Here is a 17,226-nt window from a genome sequence, read left to right on the forward strand (position 1 = left end):
TTAGTTTATCGCTTGTAAAATTTATCGAACATGTCGTAGCGTAACGCGCACATACGGAACCCCAGGCTGCTCCTGCCCCTCAAGGTAGCGCCTCACCAACGAGAAAGTGCCATGCACAATGCTAACCCACAAGCGTCCGGAGCCCGAGTCTGCCTGCACTTCCACCCGGAACGCGAGGCCCTGTTCAATGAACTGCACGCCCGGCCTTTCCCGGTACTGGCGACGCCTGCGCACCTGTCGCAACTGGTGCTGCTACCCAGCCAACAGCAACCGGAAGCGGAATACCAGCACCTGCTCGAGCTGTGTCAGCGCCATGCGGTACTCCCGCCCAGTCCGCAGTCGTCCTGTTACTACCAGGACTTCGGCGGTTTCGAGCTGCGCTGGGAGCGGCATGCCGAGTTCTCCACCTACACCATGATCAGCCAGCGCCAGGGCGAGGAAGCCTTCAGCCGAACCGCCCTGATGCTGCTGCCGGAGCCCTGGCTGAGGCAACTGCCCGGTCAGCTGCTGGGCGCCACCCATATTGAAATCAGCCATGCGCCGGCCGACCCGCCCAGCCCCAATGACATGCGCGCACACTTCGAAGGGCACCGGCTGATCAGCTCGCTGGTGAATGGCGACAAGGCGCGGCTGTGGAGCGCCTACCGCATCCACAGTGACGGCGCCGGGCGGATGCTGATCCACAACCAGGGACTCAACCCCTGCCAGACCGGACGCCTGGTGCGCACCCTGCTGGAAATGGAAGCCTACCGGATGATGCTGTTGCTGGCCCTGCCACCGGCCAAGGCGATGGCACCGCAGCTCCAGACCATGGATCAGCAGCTGGCCGGGGCCATCCAGCAGATCAACCAGATCCGCGGCCTGCACGACGAGCGCCACCTGCTCGGCGAGCTGAGCGCACTGGCGGCGCGCATCGAGCAGCTCAGCGCCGACAACAATTTCCGCTTCTCGGCGGCGCGCGCCTATCACGAGCTGATCATCAATCGCCTGGATGAACTGCGCGAACAGGAATATCCCGGGCTGCAAACCTTCAGCGAATTCCTCAAGCGCCGCCTTACCCCGGCCTGGCGCACCTGCGAGGCGGCCGACCTCGGCCTGGATGACCTGTCACGGCGGATCGATCGCGCCAGCGAACTGCTGCGCACGCGGATCGACCTGACCATCGAAACCCAGAACCAGCAACTGATGCAGACGATGAACCGGCGCAGCCATGCGCAGTGGCGCCTGCAGCAGACCGTCGAGGGGCTGTCCGTGGCGGCGATCAGTTATTACCTGGTGGGACTGAGCAAATACCTGGCCGAGTCGGCCAAAGCCATCGGCCTGATCAGCAGCAGCATCCTCGCCACCGGCCTTGCCGTACCGCTCTGCGTGGGACTGGTCTGGCTGGGCATGCACCGCCTGAAGCGGCGGCTGCGGGCCCGCGACCTCGCGCCGGAATCCGTCTGAACCGCGGCGGCGAGCAGTTGCTGGCGCTGGCTGCCGGTCAGCGTGCGCTGTCCCTGCGGGCACCCGCACGGTTATCATGCGCCTCCTTCGCCAACCTTGCGTCCCGCCATGAAACCGATGCTGATCCTGGGTGCTGAGCTCGACCGGACCGAAACCTGGATCCGCTACGAGAGCAACATGTGCCATAGCTGTATTTCCAGCTGCTGCACCATGCCGGTCGAGGTGCGCTTCAACGACCTGCTGCGCATCGGCCTGGTCGAAGAGTTCGAGCGCAGCGAACCGCGCAAGGACATTGCCAAGCGCCTGCAAAAGGACGGCATCGTCGAGCGCTACCACCAGAAATCGGAAATCTTCACCCTGGTGCGCATGTCCAATAACGACTGCCTGTACCTGGACCGCAAGACGCGCCTGTGCACCATCTACGACAAGCGCCCGGACACCTGCCGCAACCATCCGAAAATCGGTCCGCGGCCGGGCTACTGCGCATTCAAGCCCAAAGGCTGATCCCCGGCGGGCGGCAACCACCGGACGCGGACAGCCGCGCAAGGACGTTCAGTTGGCACGCAGCACCGGCCTGTTAGCATCTTCGAGCGCCACGGCTATCTTCGGCTTGATCAGGCTGAAATCGATCAGCGCCTTTGGCTGGTAGGGATCGCCGATCAGTAACGGACGCGCCCGGAACGCGGCATTCACCAGGCTTTTGCTCGGATCCAGCTCGCTGAATTGCAAGCCGGCCAGGTCCGCCCAGGTGTGGATCAGGTTGGCACTGCTAAACGGCCGGCTCAGCTCGGGGCCGAATTGCACCCGGTTAGCCTCGCGCCATTGCGCGGAAGTCCAGAGCATGAACGGGATGGTGTACATCGGCGCGGTTGGCCGGCCTTCGCTGCGTCCCAGCACGGTGTCGGTCGGCGAATCGAACACCGCCTCGCCGTGATCCGACAGATACAGCAAAAAGCCATTGTCCTTGCTGCCGGACAACCGCTCGATCAGGCTGGACACCACGAAGTCGTTATACAACAGCGCATTGTCGTAGCTGTTGTAGGTTGGCAACTGGTCGTCCGTGACCCAGGCGGGAACCCCCTGGCGATCCTTGAAATGATCGAATTCCGCCGGATAGCGGTACTTGTAGCTCATGTGCGTACCCAGCAGGTGCACCACGATCAGCTTGCGTGGTGCCGGATCAGCCAGGGCCTTGCTGAATGGCAGCAGCACGTCGCCATCGTACTGGCGGGCATTCTGTTCGCGGTTGTTGTTCAGATAGACCTGCTCATCCGCCTGTTTGGAGAACGTCGTGAGCATGGTGTTGCGCTCGGTCATGGTCTGCTGGTTGGTGATCCAGTAGGTCTTGTAACCGGCCTGCTTCATCAGGTTGATGATCGACGGCGAGGTCAGATAGGCATCCGGATGCTCTTCGTCGGCAAACGTCAGCACCTGCTGCAGCGCTTCGATGGTGTAGGGGCGAGGCGTGACAACGTTATCGAACACCGCCAGTTGCTCGCGCAGGGCATCCAGCCGCGGGGTGGTCGCGCGCGGGTAACCGTAGAGACTCATGCGCTGGCGGTTGGTCGACTCGCCGATGACCAGCACCAGCGTGGCCGGCTGCCCGGCATGCGCGTCGGTGAGGTTCTGCAAAGGCGGCAATTTGGCATTGGCCGTGAGCAAGTCCTGCATGTTGCCCAACTGCTGGCGATACTGGTGATAACCGACCATCAGCTGCCACGGTGTAACGGCCGCCAGCCGCTCTTCAAACTGGTTCATGCCGGTCGCAAAATCAGCGCTGTTGAGCATGAAGCGCGCGGGATAACCGAGCGTGGCCGCTGCAATCAGCAGGCTGGCGATCAGCGCCGGGCGCCGCGACAGGTACACCGGCCGAATCTTCCGCCACAGCAGCCAGGCACCCAGACCGTAGCCCACAAACGCCAGCGGCATCCACCACGCCAGGTATTGCCCGAGGTACTCGGTCGCCTCGGCGTTGTTGCTTTCGAACAGGATGAAAATGACGCTTTGCGAAAAGTCCTGACCGTAGATCAGGTAGTAGCCAAACGCCGGCAGCGAGCACAGCCAGAGCACTCCGCCAATCATGCCCGCCAGGCGGCGCGCCTGCCCCGGCACCAACAACAGCGGCACCAGCCAGAATCCGCTGAGCAACAGCGTCTGCCGGAAGCCCCGCCAGCCAATGCTGTCGGTTGCAAACAGGAGCAGCTGGGTGACCCCGGACAGGTACCAGAAAAACAGGAACATCCAGCCAAGGGCTGCCCAGTCAACGCCTTTGCGAGGTGATACTGCGTGCGCAGCAACCATCATGACTCTCCTCGTTTTACCGGGCTGCCACGGCTCAAGCCGCGGGTACCCTGAACTGTTGAAAGTCACTTTAAGCAGTGCCGCGTGAATAAAGCGTCAAACGCTTTCGCAAGCAGCAAAGGCTATGCCCGCGTTAAGGGTTGAAGACCCGCTTGTCGTAGGGTGGGCTTCAGCCCACCGCAACGGGTGCAAGACTTTGGTGGGCTAAAGCCCACCCTACGCGGGGAAAATCACGTTCCACCACTAACGCAGACAGCACCAAATAAAAAGCCCCCGTCAGCCAGGCTGACGGGGGCTGTTCAACACCAGCAGAACTCAGTTCTTGCCGGCGCGCTTGCGGTCGGTTTCGCTGAGGAACTTCTTGCGCAGGCGAATCGACTTCGGTGTGACTTCGCACAGCTCGTCGTCCTGGATGAACTCCAGGGCCTGTTCGAGGGTGAAGCGTACTGGCGGAACCAGCGCGATCACTTCGTCCTTGCCCGAAGCACGCATGTTGTCGAGCTTCTTGCCCTTGGTGGGGTTGACGCCCATGTCGTTGTCGCGGCTGTTGAGACCAACGATCTGCCCTTCATAGATTTCCTGGCCGTGCTCGACAAACAGCTTGCCGCGTGCCTGCAGGGTTTCCAGCGAGTAGGTCAGCGCCTTGCCGGTAGCCACCGACACCAGTACGCCGTTCTGCCGGCCGGACATGTCGCCGGACTTCATCGGTGCGTAACGGTCAAAGATGCTGGTCAGGATGCCGGCACCGGAGGTCATGGTGAGGAACTCGTTACGGAAGCCGATCAGGCCACGGGCCGGGATGTTGTACTCCAGGCGCACACGGCCCTTGCCATCCGGAACCATGTTGGTCAGATCGCCCTTGCGCAGGCCCATCTGTTCCATCAGGGCGCCTTGCGACACTTCCGGGACGTCGATGGTGACGTTCTCGAAGGGCTCGTGCTTCACGCCGTCAATGGTCTTGATGATCACTTCCGGACGACCCACGGCCATCTCGAAGCCTTCGCGACGCATGGTTTCGATCAGTACCGAGAGGTGCAGCTCACCGCGACCGGAGACCTTGAACTTGTCGGCGCTGTCGCCTTCTTCAACGCGCAGGGCCACGTTGTACAGCAGCTCCTTGTCCAGACGCTCCTTGATGTTGCGGCTGGTAACGAACTTGCCTTCCTTGCCGCAGAATGGCGAATCGTTGACCTGGAAGGTCATGCTTACGGTCGGCTCGTCCACGGACAGCGGGGTCATGGCTTCGACGTTGAGCGGGTCGCACAGGGTGTCGGAGATGAACAGTTGTTCGAAGCCGCTGATGCAGACGATATCGCCGGCCGCTGCTTCTTCCACGTCGATGCGGTGCAGGCCGTGGTGACCCATCAGCTTGAGGATCCGGCCGTTGCGGCGCTTGCCGTCGACGTCGATCGCCACCACCTGGGTGTTCGGCTTGATCCGGCCACGGGCGATGCGGCCGACACCGATCACGCCGAGGAAGTTGTTGTAGTCCAGCGCGGAGATCTGCATCTGGAACGGACCATCACGGTCGACTTTCGGTGCCGGGACGTGGTCGACAATCGCCTGGTACAGCGGGGTCATGTCTTCGGCCATGTCGGTGTGATCCAGACCGGCAATGCCGTTCAGCGCCGAAGCGTAGACCACATGGAAATCCAGCTGTTCTTCGGTCGCACCGAGGTTGTCGAACAGGTCGAAGATCTGGTCCAGCACCCAGTCCGGACGTGCGCCCGGACGGTCAACCTTGTTGATCACCACGATCGGACGCAGACCGGCCTGGAAGGCTTTCTGGGTGACGAAGCGGGTTTGCGGCATCGGGCCGTCCTGGGCATCGACCAGCAGCAGCACCGAGTCGACCATCGACATCACGCGCTCGACTTCACCGCCGAAGTCGGCGTGGCCGGGGGTGTCGACGATGTTGATGTGGTAGCCGTTCCAGTTGATGGCGGTGTTCTTCGCGAGGATGGTAATGCCGCGCTCTTTTTCCTGGTCGTTGCTGTCCATCAGGCGCTCGGTGTCGAGCTCGTTGCGCTCGAGGGTGCCGGACTGGCGCAGGAGTTTGTCTACCAGGGTGGTCTTACCATGGTCAACGTGGGCAATGATGGCGATGTTGCGGAGATTTTCGATCACGGTGCAGTCTCGATTTGGGATTCTGAAAGTCCAGGCCGGGTATTCTACGCAGCCCTGGGGAAGTCGGGGTTAAAACAGCTAGCGGTCGGGAGGGCGCCTGCGGCGCACCTCGGCAAACCAGCGCGCCGCCCTAGCCCTGCCGATAGACGCGCACATTGGCATGCCCCTCCTTGAGCAGGTGGTGAGCATGCAGGCGGCTCATGACGCCCTTGTCGCAATACAGCAGGTACTGGCGATTGCCATCCAGTTCCTTGAAGCGATTGTTGAGTGCATAGAACGGCAGCGCCCGTACTTCGATGCCGGGCAACTCCAGCGGCTGCTCGTCCACCGCATCGGGATGGCGGATATCGATCACCACCTGGCCAGGCAAGGCCTCGCGCACTTCTTCGACCTGCAGGTCCTCGCCCAGCTCGTCGATCACCCGGTCAACGGTGATCCGCCACACCTGGGCCAGCGCGCGCTCGAGCACCGCCATGTCGAAGAGCGACTCTTCATGTTCGATGCGCCCGGGCTTGGCCCGGGTGGTCGGATTGACCGAGATCACCCCGCAGTACTCCGGCATGTTCTTGGCGAACTCGGCGCTGCCGATCTGCGTCGCCGTATCGATGATGTCCTGCTTGTGACTGGCCACCAGCGGGCGCAGCACCAGCATGTCGGTCGCCGAGTCGATAACCTTGAGATTGGTCAGCGTCTGGCTGGACACCTGGGAAATCGCCTCGCCGGTGACCAGCGCATCGATATGCAGGTCTTCCGCCAGCCGGCTCGCGGCGCGCAGCATCATGCGCTTGAGCACGACGCCCATCTGGCTGTTGTCGACCTTTTCGAGAATCTCGCCGAGCACTTCCTCGAACGGCACGCTGAGGAACAGCACGCGATGCGAGCTGCCGTATTTCTTCCAGAGAAAATGCGCCACTTCCATCACGCCCAGTTCATGGGCACGCCCGCCGAGGTTGAAGAAGCAGAAGTGGGTGAGCAGGCCGCGGCGCATCATCTGGTAGGCCGCCACGGTGGAATCGAAGCCGCCGGACATCAATACCAGGGTCTGATCCAGCGAGCCCAGCGGATAGCCGCCGATGCCCTCATGCTGGCGGTCGATGATGAACAACCGCTCATGGCGGATCTCCATGCGCACTTCAACCTGCGGCTGCTTCAGGTCAATGCCGGCGGCCTTGCACTCGCGGCGCAGATGGCTGCCGACATAGGCCTCGACTTCCATCGAAGTGAAACTGTGCTTGCCGGCACGCTTGCAGCGTACGCTGAACAATTTATCCGGTAACTGGGCACCGAAGTGTTGACGACATTTATCGAGAATGTCGTCGAAGTCACCCAGCGGGTATTCATGCACCTCGAGAAAGTGCGCAATCCCCGGCATGCAGCGCAGGCGCGCGTACATCTCGGCGAGCTGTTTTGGCTCGCTGAGCACGGTCTGCAGCTCCAGATTGTCCCACTCACCCAGCACCTGCAGCGCCGGATCGAGATCCTTGAGCACCGTGCGCATGTTCTTCGCCAGCTGGCGGATGAACTGCTTGCGCACCGGCCGGCTCTTGATGGTGATTTCGGGGAAGACTTTGACGATCAGCTTCATGCAATACACCGCGCAAGCGCAGCGGCCGAAAAGAGGGGCGCGGATTATAGCGGAAATTGCTCACGCTTTAACCAAAAACCTGTAGCTACAAAATGCACAATATTGGTGCGCGCCAAAAACGACCGCACAAAATAAGTGCGCCGCCCCGCAAGGGCAGGAATAATGGCCGCCACGCAGGCCAGTATTAGCGTGCCGGAACCAAAGTTTTTTGACTGGCATACATTTTGCTCTCTTGCGAGACAGGTCGCTCTGACGGACTATCCCGCCGGGCTTCACCGAATCAATACAAGGGCTCCTGACCGGGCTTTATTCCTCTGGAGGACACAATGTCTAAGACTGTTCAACTGATCAAAGACCACGACGTTAAGTGGGTAGACCTGCGTTTCACCGACACCAAGGGCAAGCAGCACCACGTGACCATGCCCGCCCGTGACGCTCTGGACGACGAATTCTTCGAAGTCGGCAAGATGTTCGACGGCTCCTCCATTCATGGCTGGAAAGGCATCGAAGCCTCCGACATGATCCTGATGCCGGTCGACGATACCGCCGTACTCGATCCGTTCACCGAAGAACCGACCCTGATCCTGGTCTGCGACATCATCGAGCCAAGCACCATGCAGGGCTACGACCGCGACCCGCGCTCGATCGCCAAGCGCGCCGAGGAATACCTGAAGAGCACCGGCATCGGTGACACCGTCTTCGTTGGCCCGGAGCCCGAGTTCTTCATCTTCGACGAAGTGAAGTTCAAGTCCGACATCTCCGGCTCGATGTTCAAGATCTACTCCGAGCAGGGCTCCTGGATGACCGACCAGGACGTCGAAGGCGGCAACAAGGGCCATCGCCCAGCCGTCAAAGGCGGTTATTTCCCGGTTCCGCCGTGCGACCACGACCACGAAATCCGTACTGCCATGTGTAATGCCATGGAAGAAATGGGCCTGGTCATCGAAGTTCACCACCACGAAGTGGCAACTGCCGGCCAGAACGAAATCGGTGTGAAGTTCAACACCCTGGTCAACAAGGCTGACGAAGTCCAGACCCTGAAGTACTGCGTACACAACGTCGCCGACGCCTACGGCAAGACCGCGACCTTCATGCCCAAGCCACTCTACGGTGACAACGGCTCGGGCATGCACGTGCACCTGTCGATCGGCAAAGACGGCAAGAACACCTTCGCCGGTGAAGGCTATGCCGGCCTGTCCGACACCGCCCTGTACTTCATCGGCGGCATCATCAAGCACGGCAAGGCCCTGAACGGCTTCACCAACCCGTCGACCAACTCCTACAAGCGTCTGGTCCCGGGCTTCGAAGCGCCGGTAATGCTGGCCTACTCGGCACGCAACCGCTCTGCCTCGATCCGTATCCCGTACGTTTCCAGCCCGAAAGCCCGCCGCATCGAAGCACGCTTCCCGGATCCGGCTGCCAACCCATACCTGGCCTTCGCTGCCCTGCTGATGGCTGGCCTGGACGGCATCCAGAACAAGATTCACCCCGGCGACGCCGCCGACAAGAACCTCTATGACCTGCCACCGGAAGAAGCGGCCAACATCCCGCAAGTCTGCGGCAGCCTCAAGGAAGCCCTTGAGCACCTGGACCAGGGCCGTGCGTTCCTGACCAAGGGTGGCGTGTTCTCCGACGACTTCATCGATGCCTACATCGAGCTGAAGTCCGAAGAAGAGATCAAGGTGCGCACCTTCGTGCACCCGCTGGAATACGACCTGTACTACAGCGTCTAAGCCGGTCGCAGCAAAGCAGAGGCCTCCTTCGGGAGGCCTTTTTTTTGGCGCTGCACTCGTTACGGTTGAATACTCGCTTGTCGTAGGATGGGCTTAAGCCCACCCATCCTGCAAAATCGACCCGCAACAGCTAACGAGTACCGAGCCTCATTCTTGCCTGGCCGCCCCGTCTGCGCGCGGGGCTTGCAAGCCAGCCACCCGAATGCAAGTCTTAGAAAAAGCCCGCAAGGAACTCATCATGCGTATCCCGCTTGCCTGTCTACTCATGCTTCTGGCGATTCCAGCCAGCGCCCAGATCTACAGCTACACCGATGCCAATGGCAACAAGGTCTTCACCAATCAGCCGCCGGATGGCATCGACGCCGCGCCCGTGCAGCTGCAGCCGATGAACACCATGGATCCGACCAGGGTGGCAGCCCCGGCGCAGGATGCCGAGGCTGTCGCGGCCCCGGTGGATGGCCAGAGCCTGCCCTACAGCCAGGTGCAACTGACCGACCTGCCGACCGACGAAGCCCTGCGCGCGAATAACGGCACCTTTACCGTTCGTGCCGCCCTGCAGCCAGGGTTGATGCCAGGTCACCGCCTGCAGCTGTTGCTCGATGGCCAGCCCTACGGATCCCCGACCAATGTGCCGCTGCTGCAACTGACCGAAATCGACCGCGGTGATCACACCCTGGAACTGCAGGTCAAGGCCGGTGACAAGGTGATCCAGCAAAGCATGCCCGTCACCTTCACCGTCCAGCGGGTGGCACTGGGTACCCCCAAAGCGACACCGCGGCCGACACCTTGAGCCGCAGGCTGCAACTGGCCGGATTGCTGCTGGCCTCGCTATTCTGCGCGGCCGCCGCAGGCGAGGTGTACACCTATGTCGATGCTGACGGTAACCGGGTCTTTACCGACCAGCCGCCAGGCAACGCCAGGCGCATTGAGATGGCACCACCAAATGAAATGCCGGTGTACCAGCAACGCGCCGCGCCCAGGCCGACCGAATCTCCCGCTCCAGCCCCGGCCTACCAGCTGCTGCGCATTCTCTTCCCGGCACCGGACAGCGTGGTCGAGGATCCGGCCGGCAACCTGATGGTCACGGTCAACAGCGACCCTGCGCTGCTGCCCGGGCACAACTATCGCCTGCTGCTGGATGGGCAACCCGCTGGCAGCAGCGGGCGCAGCGCGGTGTTTGCCCTGGAAAACCTCGACCGCGGCACGCATCAGCTGGCCGTCGAGATCATCGACAGCCAGGGCGACACCCTGGAGCGCACACCCAGCCAGCCAGTGCATGTGCGGCGCATGTCCCTGAGCGCCAAGCGCAAGGTCAAGCCCTGCCAGCTGGCTGACTATGGCGTGCGCCCGGAGTGCCCGCTCAAGGACAAGCCGGCGCCGGAACGCGATATTCCGTTGATTCCGTTCATCTGAGCGCCGCGCAAGGCACCATTTTGGTGCGCACCGGTTGCAGGGCACCTAAACTCTCCTCACTTTGGCTCACGCCGGCCCGCCACAACCAACCCGCCCGCGGCTGCCGACCACTGAATACAGGGTTTCGGCGCCGATTCAGCGGCGTTGGTTTGCTTCTTGCAGATATGCCCGTGCCGGCACCGCAATAGCGCATTGCTGTCTTTCGAATCATTCAGGCCACCGCACTGCACCATGACCATCAACGACGCACTGCACCGTTTGCTGCTCGACAACCTGACCACGGCCATTCTGCTGCTGGACACACAACTGCACCTGGAATACATGAATCCGGCCGCGGAAATGCTGCTGGCCGTCAGCGGACAGCGCTCGCATGGGCAGTTCATCGGCGAGCTGTTCAGCGAATCACCGGAAGCCCTGGCCTCGCTGCAGCAATCGGTGCGCTCCGCACACCCCTTCACCAAGCGCGAAGCCCTGCTGAGCACCCAGAGCGGGCAGGCGCTGACCGTGGACTATGCCGTCACGCCGATTCTCAATCGCCAGGGCACCTTCCTGCTGCTGGAAATCCTGCCGCGCGACCGCCTGCTGCGGATCACCAAGGAAGAGGCCCAGCTGTCCAAGCAGGAAACCACCAAGCTGCTGGTGCGCGGCCTGGCGCACGAGATCAAGAATCCGCTGGGCGGCATCCGCGGTGCGGCCCAGCTGCTGGCGCGCGAGCTGCACGCCGCCGAGCTCAAGGACTACACCGATGTGATCATCGAAGAGGCCGATCGCCTGCGCAACCTGGTCGACCGCATGCTCGGCTCGAACAAGCTGCCGTCGCTGGCGCAGACCAATATCCACGAAGTGCTCGAGCGCGTCTGCCAGCTGGTCGACATGGAGACCCAGGGCCGCATCAGCCTGATGCGTGATTATGACCCGAGCATTCCGGACGTCATGATCGACCGCGAGCAGATGATCCAGGCCGTGCTCAATATCGTGCGCAACGCCATGCAGGCGCTGGCGGAAAGCGTGCCGCCACAGGGCAGCCGGATCACCCTGCGCACCCGCGCACTGCGCCAGTTCACCATTGGCCATACCCGCCACCGGCTGGTCTGCAAGGTCGAGATCATCGACAACGGCCCGGGGATCACCGCCGAGCTGCAGCAGACCATTTTCTATCCGATGGTCAGCGGGCGTGCCGACGGCACCGGCCTCGGTCTGGCCATCACACAGAACATCATCAGCCAGCACCAGGGCCTGATCGAATGCGAAAGCCAGCCTGGCCACACCGTATTCACCCTGTTTCTACCGCTTGAACAAGGAGCAATGTACCCATGAGCCGCAGCGAGTCCGTCTGGGTCGTCGATGATGACCGCTCCATCCGCTGGGTGCTGGAAAAAGCCCTGCAGCAGGAAGGCATGGAGCCGCAGACCTTCGACAACGCCAACAGCCTGCTGAGCCGCCTGGAAACCCAGCAGCCGGATGTGATCATCTCCGACATCCGCATGCCCGGGCCCAGCGGCCTCGACCTGCTGGCCCGCCTGCGCGAGAAGTTTCCGCGTCTGCCGGTGATCATCATGACCGCGCACTCCGACCTCGACAGCGCGGTGGCATCCTACCAGGGCGGTGCCTTCGAATACCTGCCCAAGCCCTTCGATGTCGACGAGGCCATCACCCTGGTCAAGCGTGCCTGCCAGCATGCCCGCGAACAGCAGAGCGGCGCGGTTCCGGCCGAGCCGGCCACCACCCCGGAAATCATCGGCGAAGCGCCGGCCATGCAGGAGGTATTCCGCGCCATCGGCCGGCTCTCGCACTCCAACATCACCGTGCTGATCAACGGCGAGTCGGGTACCGGCAAGGAACTGGTCGCCCATGCCCTGCACCGCCACAGTCCCCGAGCACGTGCGCCCTTCATCGCGCTGAACATGGCCGCCATTCCCAAGGACCTGATGGAGTCGGAACTGTTCGGCCACGAGAAAGGCGCCTTCACCGGCGCCGCCAACCTGCGCCGCGGGCGCTTCGAGCAGGCCGATGGCGGCACGCTGTTTCTCGACGAGATCGGCGACATGCCGGCCGATACCCAGACGCGCCTGCTGCGCGTGCTGGCCGATGGCGAGTTCTACCGGGTGGGCGGGCATATGCCGGTCAAGGTCGATGTACGGATCATCGCCGCCACTCACCAGAACCTGGAAACGCTGGTCCACGAGGGCAAGTTCCGCGAAGACCTATTCCATCGCCTGAACGTCATCCGCATCCACATTCCACGCCTGGCCGACCGCCGCGAGGACATCCCCACCCTGGCCCGGCACTTCCTGGCGCGGGCTGCCCAGGAACTGGCGGTCGAGCCAAAGCTGCTGAAGACGGAAACCGAGGATTACCTCAAGCACCTGGCCTGGCCAGGCAACGTGCGCCAGCTGGAGAACACCTGCCGCTGGATCACCGTGATGGCTTCCGGGCGCGAAGTGCATGTCGGCGACCTGCCACCGGAACTGCTCCAGCAACAATCCGACAGCCCGCGCGACTCCAGCTGGGAACAGGCCCTGCGCCAGTGGGCGGACCAGGCGCTGGGGTGCGGCCAGGGCAACCTGCTGGACATCGCCGTGCCGGCCTTCGAGCGGATCATGATCGAGATCGCCCTCAAGCACACCGCCGGGCGCCGGCGCGATGCCGCCGTCCTGCTGGGCTGGGGACGCAACACCCTGACGCGCAAGATCAAGGAACTCGGCATGAAGGTCGCCGGCGACGATGACGAAGGCGAGGATGCCTGAGGCAGCTGAGCCGCAAGGCGGTTACGGGTCCGGATGACGCCGGAGGACTGCCGCCGGGCCAGACTGGCGCTGCGCTTGGCTATAGAATGCAGCTCCTCCTGCACCGCGCCCGGGCCCGCTCATGTTCCATATCGTGCTGTTCGAACCGGAAATTCCCCCGAATACCGGCAATATCATCCGCCTGTGCGCCAACACTGGCTGCCAGCTGCACCTGATCGAGCCCCTGGGCTTCGAACTGGATGACAAGCGCCTGCGCCGCGCCGGCCTGGACTATCACGAATACGCGCCGCTGCTGCGCCATCCGAGCCTGCCGGACTGCCTCGGGCAGCTTGCCGGCGGCCGCCTGTTCGCCTTTACCACCAAGGGCAGCCGCAACTATGCCGAGGTCGCTTTCCAGCCCGGCGACGTATTCCTGTTCGGTCCGGAAAGCCGCGGGCTGCCCGCCGACATCCGCGAAAGCGTGCCCGCCGAACAGCGCCTGCGCCTGCCCATGCACCCGCAGTGCCGCAGCCTGAACCTGTCCAATGCGGTGGCGGTGGTGGTCTACGAAGCCTGGCGCCAGCAGGCTTTCGCCATGCCTGGCGCAGCTGACTAACGGCGCGTTGCACAGCCTGGCAAGCGCAAGCCGGCCGGCCCGGTTCGCCAACGCACAGGCAAAAAAAGACCCGCCGAAGCGGGTCAAAAAAACGCCTGGCTGGTGAGCCCTTAGGCGAGTTCGTCAAAACACTCGGCGACGATGGCGATACCTTTTTCCAGCTGCGCATCCGGAATGGTGATCGGCATGAGGAAACGGATAACGTTGTAGTAGGTGCCGCACGACAGCAGGATCAGGCCTTTCTCGCGGGCGCGAGCGACGATCTTGCCAACCAGCTCGGCGGCCGGCTTGTGCACGTCGCCACCCTCGAACAGCTCGATGGCGATCATCGAACCCAGGCCGCGCACGTCACCGATGACCTTGTGCTTGGCCTGGATCGCGCGCAGGCCGCTCTTGAGCTTGTCGCCCAGGGCTTGCGAGCGCTCCAGCAGCTTCTCTTCGTCGAATACCTTCAGCACGGCCAGGGCCGCGGCGCAGGCGATCGGGCTGCCGGCGTAGGTGCCGCCCAGGCCGCCCGGGGCGATGACGTCCATGATCTCGGCCTTGCCGCACACGCCGGAGATCGGGAAGCCGCCACCGACCGACTTGGCGAAGGTGGTCAGGTCCGGCACCACGCCCAACTGTTCGCAGGCAAAGAAGCTGCCGGTACGGCCAGCGCCGGTCTGTACTTCATCGGCGATCAGCAGGATGCCGTGCTGGTCGCAGAGCGCGCGCAAGCGCTGCATGAAGGCCGGCGAGTTGGTGTAGAAACCACCCTCACCCTGCACTGGTTCGATGATGATGGCAGCGATGTCGCACGGCTGGGCATCGTTCTTGAAGATGCGCTCGATGCTGGCGATCGATTCGTCTTCGCTCACGCCATGCAGCTCGCACGGCGCCAGGGCGCGGAACACGCCGCCCGGCATCAGGCCCATGCCGGCCGAGTACGGCACCACCTTGCCGGTCAGCGACAGGGTCATCATGGTGCGGCCGTGGTAGGCGCCGGTGAAGGCGATCACGCCGGCGCGGCCGGTGGCGGCACGGGCGATCTTCACCGCGTTCTCCACGGCTTCGGAGCCGGAAGTCACCAGCAGGGTCTTCTTGGCAAAGTTGCCCGGCACGCGCTTGGCGATTTCCTCGCAGAGCTCGATGTAGGGTTCGTAGGCCAGCACCTGGAAGCAGGTGTGCGTCAGCTTGGTCAGCTGCTCTTGCACGGCGGCGATCACTTTCGGGTGCAGGTGGCCGGTATTCAGTACCGCGATACCACCGGCGAAGTCGATGTACTCGCGGCCTTCGACGTCCCAGACGGTGGCGTTTTCAGCGCGCTCGGCGACAACCGGATGGATCTGGCCCACGCCACGCGGAACAGCGGCGGCACGGCGTTTCAGGATGGCTTCGTTAGTCTTGCTCATGATTGTCCTCGTGGGTCCTTGTGAGACCGGATTTCGCAAATGTCATTGCAGCGCTGGCAGCTGCCCCGAATGGAGCAGCAGCCGGATCAGATACCGCCCAGGCAGACGTATTTGATTTCCAGATAGTCTTCGATGCCGTACTTGGAGCCTTCGCGACCCAGGCCGGAGGCCTTGATGCCGCCAAACGGCGCCACTTCGGTGGAGATGATCCCGGTGTTCACCCCGACGATGCCGTACTCCAGCGCCTCGGCCACACGGAACACCCGGCCCAGGTCGCGGGCATAGAAGTACGAAGCCAGGCCGAACTCGGTGTCGTTGGACTGGGCGATCACATCGGCCTCGTCCTTGAAGCGGAACAGCGGCGCCAGCGGGCCGAAGGTTTCTTCCTTGGCTACAGCGGCCGTCTTCGGCACGTTGAGCAGGATGGTCGGCTCGAAGAAGTTGCCACCCAGCGCCTTGCCACCAGCCAGCAAGGTGGCGCCCTTGCTCACGGCGTCATCAATGTGTTCCTGGACCTTGGCCACGGCTTTCTCATCGATCAGCGGACCGGTGGTGATGCCGTCTTCCAGACCGTTGCCGATCTTCAGCTTGGCCACCGCTACGCGCAGCTTCTCGGCGAAGGCGTCATACACGGCGTCCTGCACGTACAGGCGGTTGGCGCAGACGCAGGTCTGCCCGGCGTTGCGGTACTTGGAGGCCAGCGCGCCATCCACGGCCGCATCCAGGTCGGCATCGTCGAACACGATGAACGGCGCGTTGCCACCCAGCTCCAGCGAGACCTTCTTGATGTCCTTGGCGCATTCCATCATCAGCTGGCGACCGATCTCGGTCGAGCCGGTGAAGGACAGCTTGCGCACCAGCGGGTTGCCGGTCAGCTCGCTGCCGATGTCGCCGGCACTGCCAGTCACCACGCTCAGCACGCCCTTCGGAATACCGGCACGCTCCGCCAGGACCATCAGCGCCAATGCCGAGAACGGCGTCTGGCTGGCAGGCTTGATCACCATGGTGCAGCCAGCGGCGAGTGCCGGGCCGGCCTTGCGGGTAATCATCGCGGCCGGGAAGTTCCACGGCGTAATCGCCGCGGTGACCCCGATCGGCTGCTTCATCACCAGGATGCGCTTGTCGGCCTGATGGCCCGGAATGGTGTCGCCGTAGACACGCTTGCCTTCTTCGGCAAACCACTCGATGAACGACGCCGCATAGGCGATCTCGCCCTTGGCTTCGGCCAGCGGCTTGCCTTGCTCCATGGTCATCAGACGGCCGAGGTCATCCTGGTTTTCCATCAACAGGTCGAACCAGCGACGCAGCTTGGTGGCGCGCTCCTTGGCGGTCAGCGCCCGCCAGGCCGGCAACGCCCGGTCAGCCGCCTCGATGGCACGACGGGTCTCGGCCGCGCCCATCTTCGGCACGCTGCCGATGATCTCGCCGGTTGCCGGATTGTTGACCTTGATGGTCTGGCCACCGTCAGCGTCCAGCCAGTTTCCATCGATGAAAGCCTGCTGGCGGAACAGCGTGGCGTCTTTGAGTTGCATGGCGGTCTCCTGTGCGCCGGCGACAATGCACCGGAAAGACTTGTTACGGGTAACCGGCACCCGCGGGAAGGGCGCCAGAAATGGACAATACAGGCACGTCCCGACCGGCAAGCCCGCCGGGGCGTTTGAAATCTCAAACGAATCCTAGGTTGCCGCAGCAAAAAGGGCAAGCACATGTTCGAAAAAATTAACGCTATTTGGTTTAATCGGGGCTTTCCTCGATTAAACCAGGCTTAAACCTGTCATTTGTTCGATATCGCGAACGAATCCGGCACAGCATGGACGGCCTCCTCGCATATGCGTATCATGGCGCCCGCGCTGCACCAGTAGCTCAGCTGGATAGAGTACTGCCCTCC

At 62.8% G+C, this 17,226-nt stretch carries 13 protein-coding genes; 8 read left to right on the forward strand and 5 right to left on the reverse strand.

The window, feature by feature from the left end:
* The first annotated feature begins 111 nt into the window (after positions 1 to 111).
* Together ISX93_RS00625 and ISX93_RS00630 are read left to right on the forward strand one after the other, a co-directional pair.
* Positions 112 to 1,446, forward strand: a complete 1,335-nt coding sequence (locus ISX93_RS00625; protein ID WP_195776756.1) for a DUF3422 family protein — start codon at positions 112 to 114, stop codon at positions 1,444 to 1,446.
* Positions 1,447 to 1,554: 108 nt separating this feature from the next.
* Complete coding sequence (locus ISX93_RS00630; RefSeq protein ID WP_195776757.1) at positions 1,555 to 1,950, forward strand: YkgJ family cysteine cluster protein; 396 nt, start codon at positions 1,555 to 1,557, stop codon at positions 1,948 to 1,950.
* A 48-nt stretch (positions 1,951 to 1,998) separates the two neighbouring features.
* Here ISX93_RS00630 and cptA read toward each other — a convergent pair whose 3' ends face one another.
* The 3 genes from cptA to thiI form a co-directional block, all read right to left on the reverse strand.
* Positions 1,999 to 3,750 carry a phosphoethanolamine transferase CptA gene (gene cptA, locus ISX93_RS00635; protein ID WP_195776758.1) on the reverse strand — a complete coding sequence of 584 codons (1,752 nt, stop codon included), beginning with the start codon at positions 3,748 to 3,750 and terminating at the stop codon, positions 1,999 to 2,001.
* A 312-nt stretch (positions 3,751 to 4,062) separates the two neighbouring features.
* A complete protein-coding gene (typA, locus tag ISX93_RS00640) occupies positions 4,063 to 5,874 on the reverse strand; it encodes a translational GTPase TypA (protein WP_195776759.1) in 1,812 nt (603 codons plus the stop codon).
* Positions 5,875 to 6,004: 130 nt separating this feature from the next.
* Positions 6,005 to 7,459, reverse strand: a complete 1,455-nt coding sequence (gene thiI / locus ISX93_RS00645; protein WP_195776760.1) for a tRNA uracil 4-sulfurtransferase ThiI — start codon at positions 7,457 to 7,459, stop codon at positions 6,005 to 6,007.
* 326 nt (positions 7,460 to 7,785) lie between these two features.
* Between thiI and glnA the strand changes: the two genes are divergently transcribed.
* The 6 genes from glnA to trmL all read left to right on the forward strand — a co-directional run bounded on the left by glnA (position 7,786) and on the right by trmL (position 13,947).
* On the forward strand, positions 7,786 to 9,192 hold the full coding sequence (gene glnA / locus ISX93_RS00650; protein WP_195776761.1) for a glutamate--ammonia ligase: 1,407 nt from the start codon (positions 7,786 to 7,788) through the stop codon (positions 9,190 to 9,192).
* Between the two features lie 238 nt (positions 9,193 to 9,430).
* On the forward strand, positions 9,431 to 9,982 hold the full coding sequence (locus ISX93_RS00655; RefSeq protein ID WP_195776762.1) for a DUF4124 domain-containing protein: 552 nt from the start codon (positions 9,431 to 9,433) through the stop codon (positions 9,980 to 9,982).
* Positions 9,979 to 10,605, forward strand: a complete 627-nt coding sequence (locus ISX93_RS00660; RefSeq protein WP_374987640.1) for a DUF4124 domain-containing protein — start codon at positions 9,979 to 9,981, stop codon at positions 10,603 to 10,605. The genes ISX93_RS00655 and ISX93_RS00660 overlap by 4 nt, the downstream gene beginning before the upstream one ends.
* Before the next feature lie 231 nt (positions 10,606 to 10,836).
* Complete coding sequence (gene glnL, locus ISX93_RS00665; protein ID WP_195776763.1) at positions 10,837 to 11,922, forward strand: nitrogen regulation protein NR(II); 1,086 nt, start codon at positions 10,837 to 10,839, stop codon at positions 11,920 to 11,922.
* The gene (gene ntrC, locus ISX93_RS00670; protein WP_195776764.1) at positions 11,919 to 13,352 is read left to right on the forward strand and encodes a nitrogen regulation protein NR(I); all 1,434 of its coding nucleotides are present in this window, start codon (positions 11,919 to 11,921) and stop codon (positions 13,350 to 13,352) included. Before glnL ends, ntrC begins: the two co-directional genes overlap by 4 nt.
* Positions 13,353 to 13,473: 121 nt before the next feature.
* Positions 13,474 to 13,947: a tRNA (uridine(34)/cytosine(34)/5-carboxymethylaminomethyluridine(34)-2'-O)-methyltransferase TrmL gene (trmL, locus tag ISX93_RS00675; RefSeq protein ID WP_195776765.1), complete on the forward strand. Its 474-nt coding sequence runs from the start codon at positions 13,474 to 13,476 to the stop codon at positions 13,945 to 13,947.
* Positions 13,948 to 14,057: 110 nt separating this feature from the next.
* Here trmL and gabT read toward each other — a convergent pair whose 3' ends face one another.
* Positions 14,058 to 15,338: a 4-aminobutyrate--2-oxoglutarate transaminase gene (gene gabT / locus ISX93_RS00680; protein WP_195776766.1), complete on the reverse strand. Its 1,281-nt coding sequence runs from the start codon at positions 15,336 to 15,338 to the stop codon at positions 14,058 to 14,060.
* Positions 15,339 to 15,424: 86 nt separating this feature from the next.
* The gene (gene gabD, locus ISX93_RS00685) at positions 15,425 to 16,870 is read right to left on the reverse strand and encodes an NADP-dependent succinate-semialdehyde dehydrogenase (protein WP_195776767.1); all 1,446 of its coding nucleotides are present in this window, start codon (positions 16,868 to 16,870) and stop codon (positions 15,425 to 15,427) included.
* Positions 16,871 to 17,226 lie beyond the last annotated feature (356 nt).

Source organism: Pseudomonas sp. N040 (assembly GCF_015637705.1).
Classification (GTDB): domain Bacteria; phylum Pseudomonadota; class Gammaproteobacteria; order Pseudomonadales; family Pseudomonadaceae; genus Aquipseudomonas.

Bases quoted from the DNA above. Each gene is read 5' to 3' on its own strand.
- glnL (WP_195776763.1), top strand. From the start codon at position 10,837: ATGACCATCAACGACGCACTGCACCGTTTGCTGCTCGACAACCTGACC.
- cptA (WP_195776758.1), bottom strand. From the start codon at position 3,750: ATGATGGTTGCTGCGCACGCAGTATCACCTCGCAAAGGCGTTGACTGG.
- ntrC (WP_195776764.1), top strand. From the start codon at position 11,919: ATGAGCCGCAGCGAGTCCGTCTGGGTCGTCGATGATGACCGCTCCATC.
- trmL (WP_195776765.1), top strand. From the start codon at position 13,474: ATGTTCCATATCGTGCTGTTCGAACCGGAAATTCCCCCGAATACCGGC.
- ISX93_RS00655 (WP_195776762.1), top strand. From the start codon at position 9,431: ATGCGTATCCCGCTTGCCTGTCTACTCATGCTTCTGGCGATTCCAGCC.
- ISX93_RS00630 (WP_195776757.1), top strand. From the start codon at position 1,555: ATGAAACCGATGCTGATCCTGGGTGCTGAGCTCGACCGGACCGAAACC.
- ISX93_RS00625 (WP_195776756.1), top strand. From the start codon at position 112: ATGCACAATGCTAACCCACAAGCGTCCGGAGCCCGAGTCTGCCTGCAC.
- glnA (WP_195776761.1), top strand. From the start codon at position 7,786: ATGTCTAAGACTGTTCAACTGATCAAAGACCACGACGTTAAGTGGGTA.
- gabT (WP_195776766.1), bottom strand. From the start codon at position 15,338: ATGAGCAAGACTAACGAAGCCATCCTGAAACGCCGTGCCGCCGCTGTT.
- thiI (WP_195776760.1), bottom strand. From the start codon at position 7,459: ATGAAGCTGATCGTCAAAGTCTTCCCCGAAATCACCATCAAGAGCCGG.
- gabD (WP_195776767.1), bottom strand. From the start codon at position 16,870: ATGCAACTCAAAGACGCCACGCTGTTCCGCCAGCAGGCTTTCATCGAT.